This window comes from Williamsia muralis, assembly GCF_051487485.1.
GTDB classification, from domain to species: domain Bacteria; phylum Actinomycetota; class Actinomycetes; order Mycobacteriales; family Mycobacteriaceae; genus Williamsia; species Williamsia muralis_B.
Genome location: NZ_JAHVCV010000012.1, coordinates 41581 through 56918, shown reverse-complemented (window position 1 = coordinate 56918; position 15338 = coordinate 41581). Strand labels below are relative to the sequence as shown.

The following is a 15338-nucleotide window of genomic DNA, read 5'->3' as shown; positions in this document are numbered from 1 at the left end:
CCCGCTGTCAGTCCTCACCGGGCGCCGCCTTGTCTGGAACATCCAACCGGGAGACGGTACTGATCTCTCGTTCTCGACATCGGCGCTGCCGGAGGCGCCGTGCCTCACGCACCGAATTGTCGGTTTGGCCCATCCACCCCCGTGTCCCGCACCGAATTGCATCAAGAGCCAGTGAACAGCACATGGATTTTGAGGAGCGTCGTGGAAGACCCCCACATCGAACTCGACCTGACGGCCCGGATGGTTGCCGTGGCGGGCACCCTGCGGTCGAACAGCAACGGCGTCGACACCCTTGCGCACGCGGTCACCAAGACGGCAGTGGACTGCATTCCGGGCACCGAATGTGCAGGTGTCATCGCCTGTCTGGGTCCGCACGGCGCTCCCGTGGCGGGGAACGGTCTGGCAAGTCAGGCCGATCAGCTGCAGCACGAGCTACATGAGGGCCCGGCCGTGCGGCCGAAGTCCGATCGCTCCACGGTGTGGATCGACGACTTCGACTCGGACAACCGCTGGCCCCGATTCGCAGCACGCGCGAAGGAACTGGGGTTCGCGTCGATGGCGAGCTTCCGGCTGTTCTCCGGCAAGGACGACCTGGGAACTCTCAATCTCTACAGTTCCACCAAGAAGGCGTTTGATGAACGCGCTCGCACCCTCGGCGAGGTGTTCGCCGCCCACACCGCCGTTGCCTTCTCGGTGCTTCGCGAGCGCGAGAACCTTTCCGTCGCGCTCACCAGTCGCGACCTCATCGGTCAGGCAAAAGGAATGGTGATGGAGCGCTACGGCATCGACGCCGATGAGGCGTTCGCACTGCTGGCCAGGCTGTCCCAGGAGTCGAACACCAAGGTCGCCGAGATCGCCCGCCAGGTTGTGGAGGCGGGTTCAGACCCGACCTGACCCGACCGGAGTGCGCCCTCAGCGTCTCCTTGTTGCTGCCGCCCGAGCTGCGTAACCGATGGCGGCACCTGCAGCGATCCATGGACCGCCGACGAGAATCGGATCGATCCACGCGTGGTTTTTGTCCACGCGTTTGGTTCCGGTGCGCGACGCCAGTCCGTTGTGGGTGAACTCGCTTCGGATGCCGGTCTGGGTGATCGGGTTGTCCGGCCGCACCGTGAGGAAGGACGCGAGATGGGCCTCTACGGCGTTGATGCGATCGGCTCCGAGCAGGAGCAACCAGTGGGCTGCACGACCTTCGCTGTACCGATAAGCAACCTTGCGAACGACCCCCGACAACCCGGACGGGGGTGTCGAGGTACCGAAAACAGGCGTGAGGAATCTATGTTCGATGGATCTCTCCTGCGGCCATTTCTCCGGCTGCCGCTCAGGGAAGTCCCAATGTGCGCCGGTCGCTTCGGGGTCGAACCGTTGCTGTGGGACCGCCGGCCGGTCCTGCGGGTCGAGGTCTACGCCCCACCCGGGGATCCTCGCCCGCAACTCGTCGCTGGAGGGGACAGGGGGCCTCTTGGAGGTGTAGGTGGGCACCTGATCGGTCGGTTTCTTCGGGGCTGGTGATGTCATGACTCTCCTCAGGCCGCGTCGGTGACGATGATCGGTTTGATGCACTCATCCAGCTTTGACGAGAAGATGTGGTAGCCCTCGGCGATGTGCTCGAGCGGGATACGGTGCGTGACAATATCGTTCGGCTTGATGTGGCCGTTCTTGATGTGCTCGAACAGCCGTGGCCACTGCCGTTTGACGGGGCACTGGTTCATCTGGAGGGTCAGTCCCTTGTTCATTGCGTCGCCGAATTTGACGGCGCTGAACATCGGTCCGTAAGCGCCCATCACCGACACGGTTCCGCCTTTGCGGACAGAGTCGATGGCCCAGTTAAGCGCAATGGGAGAACCGCCCTGCAGCTTGAACTTCGACGCCGCTACGTGCTGCAGAAAGTTCCCGTCCGCTTCTGCGCCCACCGCATCGATGGCCACATCGGCGCCGAGATAGTCCGTGGACTTCTTCATCTGGACCACGATGTCGTCGTACTCCGCGAAGTTGAGGGTTTCGGCGTGCGCGAAGGTGCGGGCCTTCTCGAGTCGGTACTCGAGGTGATCGATCACGATCACCCGTCCGGCGCCCATGAACCACGACGAGAGGGCGGCGTAGAGACCCACCGGTCCCGCACCGAAGACGGCCACCGTGTCGCCCTCACGGATGCTGCCCAGCTGTGCACCGAAGTACCCGGTGGCCAGCGCGTCGGTCAGCAGCAATGCGTCTTCGTCGTCCATCCAGTCGGGGATGATCGCGGGGCCGACGTCGGCGAACGGGACCCGCACGAACTCTGCCTGACCTCCGTCGTATCCACCGCAGGTGTGCGAGTAGCCGTAGATGCCCCCGACCGCGGTGGCGTTCGGATTGACGTTGTGGCAATTGGAATACAGTCCGCGGGCGCAGAAGTAGCACGAGCCGCAGTAGATGTTGAACGGCACCATCACCCGGTCACCGGGCGTCAGGTTCTGGACTGACGAGCCCACCGATTCCACCACCCCGATGAACTCGTGTCCGAACGTCATTCCGGGACGGGTGTCGGGCATCATGCCGTGATAGAGATGCAGATCTGAGCCGCAGATCGCAGCGCGGGTCACCCGCACGATGGCGTCATTGGGGTGCTCGATCGGGGGGATGTCTTTCTCTTGCACCCGCACTTTGTAGGGGCCCCGGTAAACCATTGCCTTCATGCTGTCCTCCGCACCAGTTGTTTGTTGGGTGTGTGCCTACCCCGGATGCGCCACCGGCAAACGGTCATTCACCATGAGTCAAAGGAACAGTGCTCCTGCACAACACTTCTCGCAGTCAACTCGGTGGCCCGCAGCACCTACGGGAGATCCCTTGCCATGCAGTCGAATTGACCGGGCGCATCGAGTGCTCTCCTGAAGCCCTGAGTCGTTCGAGGCGTCCGCAATCAAGGGGGTTGCACCCTCGGCCGGCGGGCCAAGGGTCGGCAATGCCGAGGCGTGTCGTTCTGCCCAGGCAGATGAGGGGGAGCTCGCTTCTTGAGCCAGAACGGCCGACGAGGGACGACTGCCCCTGGCCATGTGCCGTGGGTCAAGCCTAGGCGGGCCCTGGGCATGTGACAAGGGGAACAGGCCACCGCACCAGCTGCGACGGCCCGTAGTAAAGCTTCGGCTTAACTATGAATACAACCCGGTTACGGGCGTTTAACCAGCAGATGGGCGGGTATTCGGCCGGCACGGGACGGATGCGGGTGCAAGAGGATCGGCCGCGCCGGGACCCGACAGAGGTCGGACGGGCGTTTGCCCAGAAAAACATCTCCATCAATGTGAAGGGTTAGCACAATGAGTACACGGAGTACCCGCACCCCGCGCACCACCAAGCGTTCCCCGGTCCAACTGGCCGCACTTGCGGTCGGCGCGGTGTTCTTGCTGGTCGGAATCCTGGGCTTCATCCCGGGCATCACCACCGACTACGACACCATGACGTTCGCGAGCCATCATTCGGACGCAAAGCTGCTCGGGATCTTCAACGTTTCAATTCTGCACAACCTGGTGCACGTGGCCTTCGGTGTCGCAGGAATCGTCCTAGCACGGGCGGCAGCTACCGCGAAGTCGTACCTGATCGTCGGCGGCGTCATCTACCTGGCACTTTGGCTGTATGGCCTGGTCATCGACAAGGACTCGGCTGCCAACTTCGTCCCGGTGAACTCGGCAGATGACTGGCTGCACTTCGTCCTGGGTGTCGGCATGGTCGCTCTCGGCGTCCTGCTCGGACGCAACCGGCACACGTCGCGCGTGTGAACAACGAGATTTGGTCGCGGTAGTTTGAACGCCGGTCGCGATAAGCCGGCGAACGCATAAGATACTGCGCAACAGACACATTCGGCTTCCCGATGCCCCTTTTGAGGGTAGTCGGGAAGCCGTCTGTGGTTGCCGGGCTATTGCCATCGCTGCCCGATGTGACACTATGGAGAAGTCGGTTGAAGAGGAGCCGCCCCGCGTGGACCGGTGAATAAGCTCGCCGTAGCGCTTCTAGCCCGACAACTTTTAGGGGTCGATCGTGGCGCACAAAATTTCTAAGTCAGATTTCGTTTCCGATAGTGCTGAACTCGCCGGCGGAACACTCACCATCGCGACTGTGTCGCACGGAAGCATCGTTGCCCTCACCGTGTGGGGCAGCATCGACTTGTTGACGGTTCCCCAGCTCACCGAGGCGGTCGATGAAGCAGTCGCCGGACGCCCCGAAGGTCTGATCATCGATCTCACCTACACAGATTTTCTTTCGTCGGTCGGGATGGCCGCGCTGGTCAACGCACACGACGCGGTACTTCCGTCCGGTGGACGGTTCGGCGTGGTCGCCGAGGGCTCGTCGACAGCTCGCCCCATCAAGCTCGTCGGACTCGACCAGACCATCAGCCTGTATGCGACCATTGAGGACGCACTGCAGGCGCTGACCGAGGAGTTGGCCCCGGCCACTCGCCGCGCTTCGGCGTAGCGAGTTCGGGCGCGCGGTGCGCCTGCACGTTTGAACACGTGCGAACCGAGAAGAAGGAGCCGCGCGTGGTCGACAACCAAGGCAACGAAATCCACATCGCAATTGCCAACTTGGCCCGTGGACTGCACAATTCATCGCTGTCAGGCAGTGATGTGGATTCGGTCCTGGCTTCGATCACCCAAGGTGCCGTCGAGCACGTGGGCGGCACCATGTACGCCGGAATCCTGCTGGTGGAGAAGCGTAAGAAGAAGACTCAGTCCGTCGCGACCAGCGATCCGATCGTCGAGAAACTCGACGCGATCCAGATGGACGTCGGCGAAGGGCCTTGCCTCGAAGCCGCCTGGGAGCACACCACTTTCCGGCTCGACGACTTCACCACCGAAAAGCGTTTCCCCAAGTTCATTGCCGAGGCGCTGGCCCAGACATCGGTCAAGTCCAGCTTGTCGTTCGAGCTGTACAGCAACGAGCAGTCGATGGGTGCGCTCAACCTGTTCTCGGACGAGGTCAACGCATTCTCACTCGCCGCCGAGGAAACCGGCTTGGTCTACGCCACGCACGCCGCTCTTGCGCTGTATCGAGCGAAAGAAAAAGAACACTTCACCAGCGCGCTGGCCAGCCGCGACGTCATCGGTCAGGCCAAGGGAATGATCATGGAGCGGTTCAACATCGACAACCTTCAGGCGTTCGAGTTGCTGCGCAAACTCTCCCAGGATTCCAACACCCCCATCGCCGACATCGCCCGGCAGCTTGTGGACACCGATCACCCGACCAGGGACGTCGACAGCAAGCGGTAGGTGGAAACCCGGTCCTACGACTTCTTGCTCGGTGAGGGCGATTTACCAGTCGCCTGGAACACCACCCGTTGCCCGATGAGTACCGCGTGATCTGCGAATCGCTCGTAATAACGACCCAGCAGGGTCACGTCCACCGCGCAGGGCACTCCGTGGTGCCAGTTGCGGTCGAGCAGCACGGTGAAGAGATGCTCGTGCAGCGCGTCCATCGCGTCGTCGTCCTCGCGTAGCCGCATCGCGTCTTCGGGGTTCTGACTCTTCAGGGCCTCACTGGCGTTGTTGGCGAGGTTGACCGCCAGATGCCCCATCTCGGCGAAGTAGCCGTGGACGTCTTCGGGCACGGCCTTCTCCGGGTGGCGGCGTCGGGCCACCTTGGCGACATGCAGCGCGAGGGCGCCCATCCGGTCGACATCGGCCACGATCTGGAACGTCGAGACGATCGCGCGTAAATCGCCGGCAACCGGAGCCTGCAGCGCGAGCAGCGCGAAGGCGCGCTCCTCGGCGTCAGCAGACATCCGGACGATCTGCTCGTGGTCGGTGATGACCTCTTCGGCCACAGCGAGATCGGCACGCAAGAGTGCGTGCGTCGATCTCTCCATGGCCTCACCTGCCAAGTCACACATCTGGCCGAGCAGCTCGTGCAACGCGCTCAGCTGAGCGAGGTAGACGCCCCTCATCAGCCGCAGCGATTCGTGTTCATGACGCCTCTACTCGCGATGTGTCTCGGCCCGGTCTCCCCTGGTGAGGAGTGGTAGGTGTTCGATGCGGCCGGCCGCATCGGCCAACGCCCCACTCACAGTACGCAGGCGTGCCGACGTCGATCCGTGGGTTCGCCGAGATGCGCGGTCGAGTTGGTCGCGGCCCCGGTCGAGGATGGTCAGCGGAAGGGCGGCCAGCACGTTCCCTGGTGGGCGTCGGGCGACAACCGGGTGAGGTCGCGTGGGCGCGGTCCGGCGGACGACCTCCCACTGCATGCCGATCTGCCGCAACTGCTTCGGCGATACCTTGTCTTGCAGTTTCGGCAACAACACGTCTTCCTCGTCGCGGACGTCCTCCCGAAGCACTGTCGCGATGCGCCCGAACAGTTCACGGTGTTCAGGAGCGTCGGGGTCGAGCTTTTCCAACTCGGTGAACAGCTCGTTTATCTCTTGGTGTTCGCGTTCGATCTGGAGGGTGAGCGCCTCACCATCGGGCAGCTCGGCGCGGACGATGGGCCACAGCACCGACTCCTCGGCGAAGGCGTGCGGGAACACCAACTTGCAGAGGCTGTTGATGAGGTCCTGGCGCTGCGTTCCGGTGGACTTCTCGATGGCATGCAGCAGTCGGTCGAGTTCGATGTGGTCGCGTTTCTGGCGTACCAGCACACTCCGGGACCCGCCCAATTGGGACTCGGTCTGGTCGGCAATGGATCTGGTCATGGTCGCTCCTGGTCGGACATGGATTGTTCGACCCGTGAGTACCCAGGGAATGTGCTCTCAATCAGTGAGACGGAACCGACCCAGAATCCCTACTTCGCAGCGTAATCGACCAATCGGTGGTGTCATCGTTCGTCGGAACGTATGGTCGCCATAGTCCGCTGGTAGCGGACGGCAACGTGGCAGCCACACCTGACGTCGAGCCCACGGCGAGGGTGTCCTATGAGGCCCGTGATCGGGCCGGCCGAGGGGTCTGAAAAGTGCCGAGAACTGTTCGAAGTAACCCCACACCGACGACACTGCCGCACCGGTGCGGAGGCAGTAATGGCTGAGCGCGGTGCAACACCCAATGTGCCCACGTTGCGCAGGCGAGCCCTGCGCGCGATAAGTCATCTCTTCAGTCCGTTGGAACCCGACGACTACCTGGAGATGATCAATCCGCTGTGGACCACGAAGGAACTCCGTGGCCGCGTCGAGGAAGTGCGTCCGGAAGGCGCTGAGGCCGCCACCGTCTGGATTCGTCCGGGCTACGACTGGCCGGGTCACCTGCCGGGACAGTACGTGCGGCTGGGTGTCGTCATCGACGGTGTGTTCTATTGGCGCGCTTACTCTTTGACGTCTGACCCGGAGCCGCGGGACGGATTGATCGGCGTCACGCCGAAGCTGGTCGAGAACGGCGTCGTCTCGCCCTACCTGGTCAAGCGGATGAAACCGGGTGAGATCGTCCGGTTGGGCGAGATCGAGGGCGTGTTCACCCTTCCCGAGCCGTTGCCCGAGAAGATGCTGTTCATCAGTGCCGGCAGCGGCATCACGCCCATCATGAGCATGCTGCGAAGCCTCGATCATCGCGATGAGGTGCGCGACGTGGTGGTGCTCCATTCCACCCGCACCGAAGAGCAGTGCATGTTCTTCAAAGACCTTGAAGACATGGACGAGCGGCATGAGGGGCTGCGCCTGATCATCCGGCGAACCGGGGAGGAAGGCCGGATCAAGCCGGAGGACATGGATGATCTCGTCCCGGACTGGCGTGAGCGGGAGACGCTGTGTTCGGGGCCGGGCGAATTGCTGGATGCATTGGTCGAGCACTGGGACCGCCACGATGCGTCCGACAAGATCCATCTCGAGCGCTTCCAGCCGATCATCGGTGGAGCGGCCGGCGAAGGTGAAGGCGGCAACGTCACCTTCACCAAGAGTAAGAAGGAAGTCGAGTGTTCCCCGGGAACACCGATTTTGACTGCAGGCGAAGAAGCCGGACTGGAATTGAAGTTCGGATGCCGCATCGGAATCTGTCACACCTGTACGGGCACCCTCCGGTCCGGTCAGATCAGGGATCTGCGGACCGGGGATGTCAGCGAACCGATCAACTCGTCGGTGCGTATCTGCGTGAACACCGCCGAGGGCGACGTCGAAATCGAACTGTAGAACTTTTAGGAGTCACCATGACCATCAATGCCGAACGAACCCGTCCGATCACTCCTGACCCAGAGAACCCGCTGGCGCATCTGAGTGACGAGACCATCGAACAGCTGGGCAAAGAGTTCGACGCCATCCACGACGAGGTCTACGGCGACCTCGGCGATCGCGACCGCGCCTATATCAAAAACGTCATCGCCACCCAGCGTCAACTGGCCGTCGCCGGCCGCGTGCTGCTTCTCGGGTCGCGGTCGAAGGTGTCCTGGGTGGCGGGCACCGCGTGCCTCGGGATGGCCAAGATCCTGGAGAACATGGAGATCGGCCACAACGTGATGCACGGCCAGTGGGACTGGATGAACGATCCGGATATCCACTCGTCGGTATGGGACTGGGACACCGCGTCCACCGGCGAATCCTGGCGTCACTCGCACAACTACATCCACCACACGTTCACCAACATCCGCGGCAAAGACAAGGATCTCGGATACGAGATCATGCGGATCGACCCGCACCAGCGCTGGAACCCCGTCTACCTCGCCCAGCCGTTCTACAACTTCCTGCTCACCGCGTTCTTCGAATGGGGTGTGGCACTGCATGATCTGGATCTGGAGGCGATCCGCAAGCGGGAAAAGTCGATGTCGGAGCTATGGCACGACATCAAGGGCATCGGTGTGAAGGCACGCCGCCAGGTGATCAAGGACTACATCGGCTGGCCGGCCATCAGCGCCGGCGCATTTGCGCTCACGCAGATCGCGTCCGGTGGGCGGATCGAGCAGCCGAAGACCTCGCGCCTCGCGCGCAGGCTGCGTCGCGTCCAGGGTGGCAAGGGTGCGGTGGGCAACGTTGCCGACGTGATGGACAAGGCCCTCCCGGGCGTCGAGCAGACCTTCATCGCGACGTTTGCGGCGGACTTTACGGCGAACATCATCCGCAACGTGTGGGCCCACGCCATCATCTTCTGCGGCCACTTCCCGGACCAGACGTACACGTTCAGTCAGAAGGAAACCGAGAACGAGACCCGTGGTGGCTGGTACGTCCGGCAGTTGCTCGGTGCGGCCAACATCGAGGGCAGCCCACTGTTTCACGTGATCAGCGGAAACCTCGGTTACCAGGTAGAGCATCACCTCTACCCAGATATGCCGAGCACTCGCTACTCGGAGGTGGCACCCAAGGTCAAGGACATCTGTGAACGTTACGGATTGCCGTACAACACAGGACCTTTCGGGCAGCAGTGGTTCCAGGTGCACCGCACGATTTTCCGTCTGGCACTGCCGGGCGGAAAGCCACGTCCCAAGCCGGGCCCGTTCCAGCGGCCGCCGCACAGCGGATCCGGACAAGACCCCCGGCCGAGCGAAGCGGCCCGTTTCCGTAGTCGCGTCCCGGCCTCACACCCCAACGCCGGACCGGAGCACGAATCCGGTGGTGTCCAGGTGTCGCCGCCACCGCGCGACTGAGTATCGGATCTGAACTACCCACCACCGGTGCATGAGCCGAAGACGCTCGTGCACCGGTGGTGTGCTCGGTAGGCTCGATTTCATGGCACTCGATGATGCGACCACCGCCCTGCTCGCCGAGTTGGCCAAGGCCGGCGGGCCGCCCATCGCCGAACTGAGTCCGGACCAGGCGCGGTCGGTCAGCACAGCGCTCGGAGACCTCAGCGGAGCCGGTCCACAACTACACGCGGTGCGCGACGACACGATTCCCGCCGACGACGGCTACGACATCCCCGTGCGTGTCTACAGCGCATCCGACAGCACTCGCGGCGTCATCGTCTTCTTTCATGGCGGCGGTTGGGTGATCGGTTCGGTGGACCAGTACGACGCCCTCTCGCGCCGGTTGGCTCAGGCCACCAATTGTGTTGTGGTGGCGCCGGATTACCGTCTCGCACCCGAACATCGTTTTCCGTACGCAGTGCGCGATGCCTGGGACGCGACGATGTGGGCATCGGCGAGCTGGCCGGACGAGCCGCTCATCGTTGCCGGCGACAGCGCCGGTGGCAATCTGGCCGCAGTGGTCGCACAGCGGGCGGTGGCCGAATCGGGTCCGCCACTGGCCCTGCAGATCCTGGTCTACCCCGTCACCGGACACGATGTGAACACCGTGAGTTACCTCGACCCCGCGAATCAATTGCTGCTGGGCCGCGACACCATGATCTGGTTCTGGGACCACTACGCCCCCGACCCGGCCACCCGGCTCAGCCCGGAAGCGTCACCGCTGGAGGGAGACCCGGCGGGCACTCCGCCCGCACTGGTGTTGCTGGCCGAACACGATGTCCTCAGGGACGAGGGCGAGGCCTATGCGTCGTCGATGGCCGACCGGGGAGTGCCGGTGCAGTTGACGATCTTCGAAGGACAGATGCACGGGTTCTTTCAGCTGATCAACGTGCTCCCCGGCGCAGAGCAGGCGGTGCAGGCGATCACCACACATGTGCAGACGGTACTGGGAGCCTGACGTAGCCCGTCCGGCATGCGGGTCGTGGCCGGGTGACCTAGCATTGCCGCTGCAGCGGTTCACGTCCACAACTGACTTGATGTCGACACGTGTCCCGCGAGGAGATAGACATGTCAGAATCTGATTTTGTTGTCCCCCTTGTGGATATCTCGCCCTATGTGCGGCGCGGGACCGATGAGGAACGTGCAGAGGTCGCCCGGCAGATCGACAAGGCCTGCCGCGAGGTCGGTTTCATCCAGATCCTCGGTCACGGAATCCCACCCGAGATCACCGACGCGTTCACCGCGGCCATGGACCAGTTCTTCGCGCTTCCACTCGACACGAAGAAGGCCTATCGCACACCTCCACGCATCAATCGTGGGTATGCGCCTCCCAAGACCGAATCGTTGTCACTGAGTCTGGGGGTCGAAGCGGCCAACCGGATGAACGACTTCTTCGAGGCGTTCAACGTGGGCGTCGCGGCAGCGCAGTATCCCGATCACGAACTGCCGGCCGACGACTATGCCGACAACCTGTGGCCATCCGAGGCCCCGGAGTTCAAAGCGGGCGTTGAACCCTACTTCGCCGAGGCCGCCAGGGTGGCCCGCACGCTCACCCGGGTGTTCGCCGACGCACTCGATCTCGAACCTGATTTCTTCGAACGGTTCACCGACCACTCGCTGGATGTGTTGCGTATGAACAACTATGCGCTGCCGCCCGGCGAGGTGGAGCTCGACGGTGAGTTGACCGGGATGGGGGAGCACACCGACTACGGCATCGTGACCGTGCTGTGGGCAGACCAGGTCAAAGGGCTGCAGGTGCTTGCGCACGACGGCACCTGGCACGACGTGTCGCCCGCGGATGGAGCATTGCTGGTCAACCTCGGCGATCTGATGGCCCGCTGGACCAACGAGCGCTGGATGTCGACGCTGCACCGGGTCAAGCCGCCGATCGTCGACGGCACGATCGAGCGGCGCCGGTCGGCTGCGTACTTCCACGACGGCAACATCGACGCCACGATCAGCACGTTGCCCTCGTGTGTGGGTGCCGGGAGTCGGTACTCGCCGGTGACCGTTGCCGATCACATCGCAGGCAAACTCGCGGGGTCACGTGCCGGGGTGGCCAACGCTGCTGCCGGACGCGAAGCGGCCCGGCTCCGATCGGCCGGCGTCCGCTGACTGAGCTTCTGCCGCTGTTCGGCCGGCCACCCGCGAAGTTGTTTTGCCGACCAACTGCAGTGGGCGGGAACGGGATCAGAGCCAGTCGCGTTTCTTGAATAGGATGTACAACGCCAGGACGGCAACGACGATCACCACGGTGCTGGAGATGAAGCCACTGTAGTGGTCGAACCCCGGGTAGGGGATGTTCTGTCCGTAGAACCCGGTGACGGCTGTGGGCACCGCGATGATCGCAGCCCATCCGGTGAGTTTCTTCATCACCGTGTTCAGGCGCGCGTCCTGCAGCGACAGGTTGGTCTCGAAAAGCGTTGTGACCATGTCCCGCAACGATTCCGTCCACTCGGTGACACGCAGGACGTGGTCGTACAGATCCGAGAAGTTGGGATCGAGTTCGCTGGGTGCGTTGTTCTCCAGTCGGCTCCGCTGGATCATCGCCACCACCTCGCGCATCGGCATCACCACTCGGCGCAGCGAGACAAGGTCTTTGCGGAGTTGATACGTCTGCTGCTGGAGCACCCGGCTGTTGTACTTGTCGTCGAAGAGCAGGGTCTCGAGGTCCTCGATGCCGTCGTCGAGCCGTTGGACCGCGTCGAAGTGCCCGTCCACCACCACGTCGAGCAGGCCGTGGATGAGCGCGCCGATGCCGTACTGCTGGCCTCCCATCTCCTCCCAGCGGGTGGTCACCTCGGACATGTCGAAGTGGTCGGACAACCGCACGGTGATCAAGACGTTGTCCTTGATGAACAGCGAGATGCGGTCGCTGTGCAGTGCCGCGCCCTTGCCGGTTGTCGGATCGTCGACATGCACTGCGTACACCGTGACAAAGCGATGGGTGGGGTATGCGGTCGCCTTCACCCTCTCGGCGTCGGCCAACGCGTCCTCCACCGCCCAGGTGTTGAGATCGAGTTCGACGGCCAGCTTGCTCAGTGCCTCATGGCTGGGATCGACGAGGTCCACCCACACCAGTCTGCTGGCGTCGCCCAGGCAATCGGACACCATCTCGAGGGCGAAGTCCTGTTGCGGTTCGCCGTGGATCCATACCCGGCCATTCACCTTGTCGGTCACGAGCCCATCGTGCCAGTCGGGCCAGTTGGCCGCGTCGCAAAGGGCGTGGTCAACTGCAGTTGGATTCTAGTTAATAAAACGGTTTCTCTGAGAAAATATCCAAATGATCTTGCTGTCTATTGTGGTGGTGTTCGGCGGCGCCGACGGGGCGCACCGCCAGAATCGGCATGAGGACGTCGCCTAAAAGAGAGCCAAGAAGTTCACAAATGTCTCGGTTAACAGGTGTGAAGTCGACCACGAAGGAGTGTTCGCAAGATGCAAGACTGCTGGTCAATGCCTTGAACGAATCGGAATACCGCTCGCATCTGTACGTAGTTCGTCACCGAGGGGCCGCAGGATGGGTGCAACAACGAATGGTGACACATAGTGATAATCAATTGCTGTTGGCTATCATTAGCTGACCGTACTTCATCATAGAGTTTGTTTGACAACCTGTCTGAATAAGCGTTCACTCAGATCAAGCGGCCGGTGTCACAAGAGTTTCGCCAGAGTGGAACCACTTGACACGGCCAGGCAAATCGGGGCGCGGGGTCCGCTGTTCGCCAGGTGGACGTGAGTGGTGCCTAGCCGAAGTTCGGCAGTCATTGATCTCTGAGACCCAGAATTGGGCTGAACCAAGTGCGCATGAACCCGCAATACAGACCTGCAATCGTTCGCAAATCACCGTTGAAGAAGGTGCTGCTGGCCGGGACGTCTGTTGTCGCCATGTCTCTCGCTGCCATTACTTTCACCGCTACAACAGCGGCCGCTGCCGCGGTGGCTCCGCCGTTGGGCACCGCTGAAGAGTTCGCGGTACTGGCCTACTCCGGGATCACCAACACCAACACCACCACCATCACGGCCGGCGACATCGGTACCACCACGTCGACCATCACCGGTATCGGTCCCGGTGCAGACCAGATCGTCCCTTCGCCGACAGTTCGCAGCGTCCCGGATTCTGAGCTTGCGCGTGGGTCGGCAAACACCGCGTACAACAACATGGGCAGCCAGAGCGGGACCACCCTCGGGGGCGTCGAACTGGGCGGGCGAACACTGTTCGCCGACACGTACAACACCCCCGGCGTGCTGGAGCTCACCGAAACCCTCACGCTCGACGGACAGGGTCGGAAGGACGGGGTGTGGATCTTCAAGAGCACCTCTACACTCATCACCGCGGCCGGGAGCAGCGTAGTGCTCACCAACGGGGCGCAAGCGTGCAGAGTCTTTTGGCAGGTTCCCACTGCAGCGACCATCGCTACCAACACCGACTTCGTCGGGACGGTCATCACGAACACCGAGGCCATCACCGCACTTCAAGGTGCCACGATCGACGGTCGCCTCATCTCTCTGAACGGGGCGGTGACGCTGGACAACAACACGATCTTCAATTCGGGGTGTGAGGACGAGCCGACGGAAACCACCACGTCCTCGAGCACAACGACAACGGTGCCTGACACCACGACCACCACGGCTGAAGAGACGACCACCACCGAGGAGACCACCACAACCACCACGGTCCCCGGAGGCGACACGACCACTACGACAACAACGGTGTTGCCGAACGAAAACACGTCGACCACAACAACATTGCCGACACTGACGCTCCCGTCGATCCCCGGACTGCCGGCTCTGCCCAACATCCCGGGTCTACCGAACATTCCGGGCCTGCCCGGAGCACCAGGTGGACCGGGACAGCCGGGAGCACCGGGCGGACCGGGACAGCCGGGAGCACCGGGACAGCCGGGAGCACCGGGTGGACCAGGGGCACCGGGGCAACCAGGATCGCCGGGTTACAACCAGCCGGCACCGGAGTCGGGGGAGTACACCACACCCCAGGCACCGTCACCGGGTCGTCAGGTTCCCAACGTGCCGCGTGGTTCGGTCAACACCGGTGACGGAAGCAGCGCAAGCGCCCTGAGCGTTCAGTGGCTCCAACAATTCGGCCGCGCAACGGCTTCCAGTGTCCAGGTCTCCTGATGATGCCGTCCGACGCGTCGACCGCAAACGGCGGTAGACGCAGAACATCTCGCCTGTCGGCGGTGCTCGGGGCTCTGTTGCTGGCGATCACGGTGCTGGCCACAGGATGTGCCGGTCAGTCGTCGCCTGGTGGCGTCGACGTACCGACCAGGGATGCCGTCGTCAATCCTGCGGTCAACGCCGCAGGGCTGACCAAGTCGATTCCCACCCGGATCGAGGTTCCTTCGATCGGCGTCGACTCGTCGCTGATGGGACTCGGACTCGATGCACAAGGGGCAATGCAGGTTCCGGCAGAAGGCTTCCCGGCCGGTTGGTACACCGGTGCGCCGACACCGGGGGAGACGGGCCCGGCAGTCATTGCCGGACATGTGGATTGGGCAGGCGTTCCAGGCGTCTTCTTCGAGCTCGCCAACCTCGAACCCGGTGCCGAGATCTCCGTGACCCGTGAAGACGGCAGCATTGCTCGATTCGAGGTCACCGAGGTGACAACGTTCCCCAAGGACGAGTTCCCGACGGACCTCGTCTATGGCACGCTCGACTACGCGGGTCTTCGCCTCATCACCTGTGGCGGCGCGTTCGATGAAAGCGCGAGCAGCTACCAAGACAATGTTGTTGCATTCGCGAAGCTGGTCGGAACCGGCTGA

At 62.8% G+C, this 15338-nt stretch carries 15 protein-coding genes; 10 read left to right on the top strand and 5 right to left on the bottom strand.

All coding sequences use genetic code 11. The features are described from left to right. Positions 1-201: 201 nt before the first annotated feature. A complete protein-coding gene (locus KXR83_RS24650) occupies positions 202-894 on the top strand; it encodes a GAF and ANTAR domain-containing protein (RefSeq protein WP_437427083.1) in 693 nt (230 codons plus the stop codon). Between the two features lie 18 nt (positions 895-912). Here the strand turns inward: KXR83_RS24650 and KXR83_RS24645 are convergent, their stop codons facing one another. Together KXR83_RS24645 and KXR83_RS24640 are read right to left on the bottom strand one after the other, a co-directional pair. After that, positions 913-1518 carry a hypothetical protein gene (locus KXR83_RS24645; protein ID WP_437427082.1) on the bottom strand — a complete coding sequence of 202 codons (606 nt, stop codon included), beginning with the start codon at positions 1516-1518 and terminating at the stop codon, positions 913-915. A gap of 8 nt (positions 1519-1526) precedes the next feature. Next, positions 1527-2675 (bottom strand): zinc-dependent alcohol dehydrogenase, encoded by a 1149-nt coding sequence (locus tag KXR83_RS24640; RefSeq protein WP_099383034.1) that lies wholly within the window; start codon positions 2673-2675, stop codon positions 1527-1529. Between the two features lie 618 nt (positions 2676-3293). Here KXR83_RS24640 and KXR83_RS24635 point away from each other — a divergent pair. The 3 genes from KXR83_RS24635 (at position 3294) to KXR83_RS24625 (ending at position 5240) form a co-directional block, all read left to right on the top strand. Further along, a complete protein-coding gene (locus KXR83_RS24635) occupies positions 3294-3752 on the top strand; it encodes a DUF4383 domain-containing protein (protein ID WP_116917703.1) in 459 nt (152 codons plus the stop codon). Positions 3753-4011: 259 nt separating this feature from the next. Continuing rightward, positions 4012-4446: an STAS domain-containing protein gene (locus KXR83_RS24630; protein ID WP_116917704.1), complete on the top strand. Its 435-nt coding sequence runs from the start codon at positions 4012-4014 to the stop codon at positions 4444-4446. 65 nt (positions 4447-4511) lie between these two features. Continuing rightward, on the top strand, positions 4512-5240 hold the full coding sequence (locus KXR83_RS24625; RefSeq protein WP_116917739.1) for a GAF and ANTAR domain-containing protein: 729 nt from the start codon (positions 4512-4514) through the stop codon (positions 5238-5240). A 14-nt stretch (positions 5241-5254) separates the two neighbouring features. On the opposite strand, the gene phoU is transcribed toward KXR83_RS24625, so the two are convergent. Both phoU and KXR83_RS24615 read right to left on the bottom strand, forming a co-directional pair. Next, positions 5255-5914 (bottom strand): phosphate signaling complex protein PhoU, encoded by a 660-nt coding sequence (gene phoU, locus KXR83_RS24620; protein ID WP_437427081.1) that lies wholly within the window; start codon positions 5912-5914, stop codon positions 5255-5257. A 30-nt stretch (positions 5915-5944) separates the two neighbouring features. After that, positions 5945-6655, bottom strand: coding sequence for a hemerythrin domain-containing protein (locus KXR83_RS24615; protein ID WP_437427080.1), 711 nt, complete (start codon positions 6653-6655; stop codon positions 5945-5947). 321 nt (positions 6656-6976) lie between these two features. Between KXR83_RS24615 and KXR83_RS24610 the strand changes: the two genes are divergently transcribed. The 4 genes from KXR83_RS24610 to KXR83_RS24595 all read left to right on the top strand — a co-directional run bounded on the left by KXR83_RS24610 (position 6977) and on the right by KXR83_RS24595 (position 11673). Further along, positions 6977-8074, top strand: coding sequence for a ferredoxin reductase (locus KXR83_RS24610; protein ID WP_437427079.1), 1098 nt, complete (start codon positions 6977-6979; stop codon positions 8072-8074). 17 nt (positions 8075-8091) lie between these two features. Next, positions 8092-9519 (top strand): fatty acid desaturase family protein, encoded by a 1428-nt coding sequence (locus KXR83_RS24605; RefSeq protein WP_317712794.1) that lies wholly within the window; start codon positions 8092-8094, stop codon positions 9517-9519. Between the two features lie 82 nt (positions 9520-9601). Then, positions 9602-10516 carry an alpha/beta hydrolase gene (locus tag KXR83_RS24600; RefSeq protein ID WP_437427078.1) on the top strand — a complete coding sequence of 305 codons (915 nt, stop codon included), beginning with the start codon at positions 9602-9604 and terminating at the stop codon, positions 10514-10516. 110 nt (positions 10517-10626) lie between these two features. Continuing rightward, the gene (locus tag KXR83_RS24595; protein ID WP_437427077.1) at positions 10627-11673 is read left to right on the top strand and encodes an isopenicillin N synthase family dioxygenase; all 1047 of its coding nucleotides are present in this window, start codon (positions 10627-10629) and stop codon (positions 11671-11673) included. A 75-nt stretch (positions 11674-11748) separates the two neighbouring features. Here KXR83_RS24595 and KXR83_RS24590 read toward each other — a convergent pair whose 3' ends face one another. Next, positions 11749-12738, bottom strand: coding sequence for a magnesium transporter CorA family protein (locus KXR83_RS24590; RefSeq protein WP_243404703.1), 990 nt, complete (start codon positions 12736-12738; stop codon positions 11749-11751). A 624-nt stretch (positions 12739-13362) separates the two neighbouring features. On the opposite strand from KXR83_RS24590, the gene KXR83_RS24585 reads away from it, so the two are divergent. Beyond that, entirely contained in the window at positions 13363-14694 is a 1332-nt protein-coding gene (locus KXR83_RS24585; protein WP_437427076.1) for an ice-binding family protein, read from the top strand. After that, positions 14694-15338 (top strand): class F sortase, encoded by a 645-nt coding sequence (locus KXR83_RS24580; RefSeq protein ID WP_437427075.1) that lies wholly within the window; start codon positions 14694-14696, stop codon positions 15336-15338. The genes KXR83_RS24585 and KXR83_RS24580 overlap by 1 nt, the downstream gene beginning before the upstream one ends.

Coding starts and splice junctions, on each gene's coding strand:
- KXR83_RS24645 (WP_437427082.1), bottom strand. CDS start 1,518: ATGACATCACCAGCCCCGAAGAAACCGACCGATCAGGTGCCCACCTAC.
- KXR83_RS24640 (WP_099383034.1), bottom strand. CDS start 2,675: ATGAAGGCAATGGTTTACCGGGGCCCCTACAAAGTGCGGGTGCAAGAG.
- KXR83_RS24635 (WP_116917703.1), top strand. CDS start 3,294: ATGAGTACACGGAGTACCCGCACCCCGCGCACCACCAAGCGTTCCCCG.
- phoU (WP_437427081.1), bottom strand. CDS start 5,914: ATGAGGGGCGTCTACCTCGCTCAGCTGAGCGCGTTGCACGAGCTGCTC.
- KXR83_RS24615 (WP_437427080.1), bottom strand. CDS start 6,655: ATGACCAGATCCATTGCCGACCAGACCGAGTCCCAATTGGGCGGGTCC.
- KXR83_RS24610 (WP_437427079.1), top strand. CDS start 6,977: ATGGCTGAGCGCGGTGCAACACCCAATGTGCCCACGTTGCGCAGGCGA.
- KXR83_RS24605 (WP_317712794.1), top strand. CDS start 8,092: ATGACCATCAATGCCGAACGAACCCGTCCGATCACTCCTGACCCAGAG.
- KXR83_RS24600 (WP_437427078.1), top strand. CDS start 9,602: ATGGCACTCGATGATGCGACCACCGCCCTGCTCGCCGAGTTGGCCAAG.
- KXR83_RS24595 (WP_437427077.1), top strand. CDS start 10,627: ATGTCAGAATCTGATTTTGTTGTCCCCCTTGTGGATATCTCGCCCTAT.
- KXR83_RS24585 (WP_437427076.1), top strand. CDS start 13,363: ATGAACCCGCAATACAGACCTGCAATCGTTCGCAAATCACCGTTGAAG.
- KXR83_RS24580 (WP_437427075.1), top strand. CDS start 14,694: ATGATGCCGTCCGACGCGTCGACCGCAAACGGCGGTAGACGCAGAACA.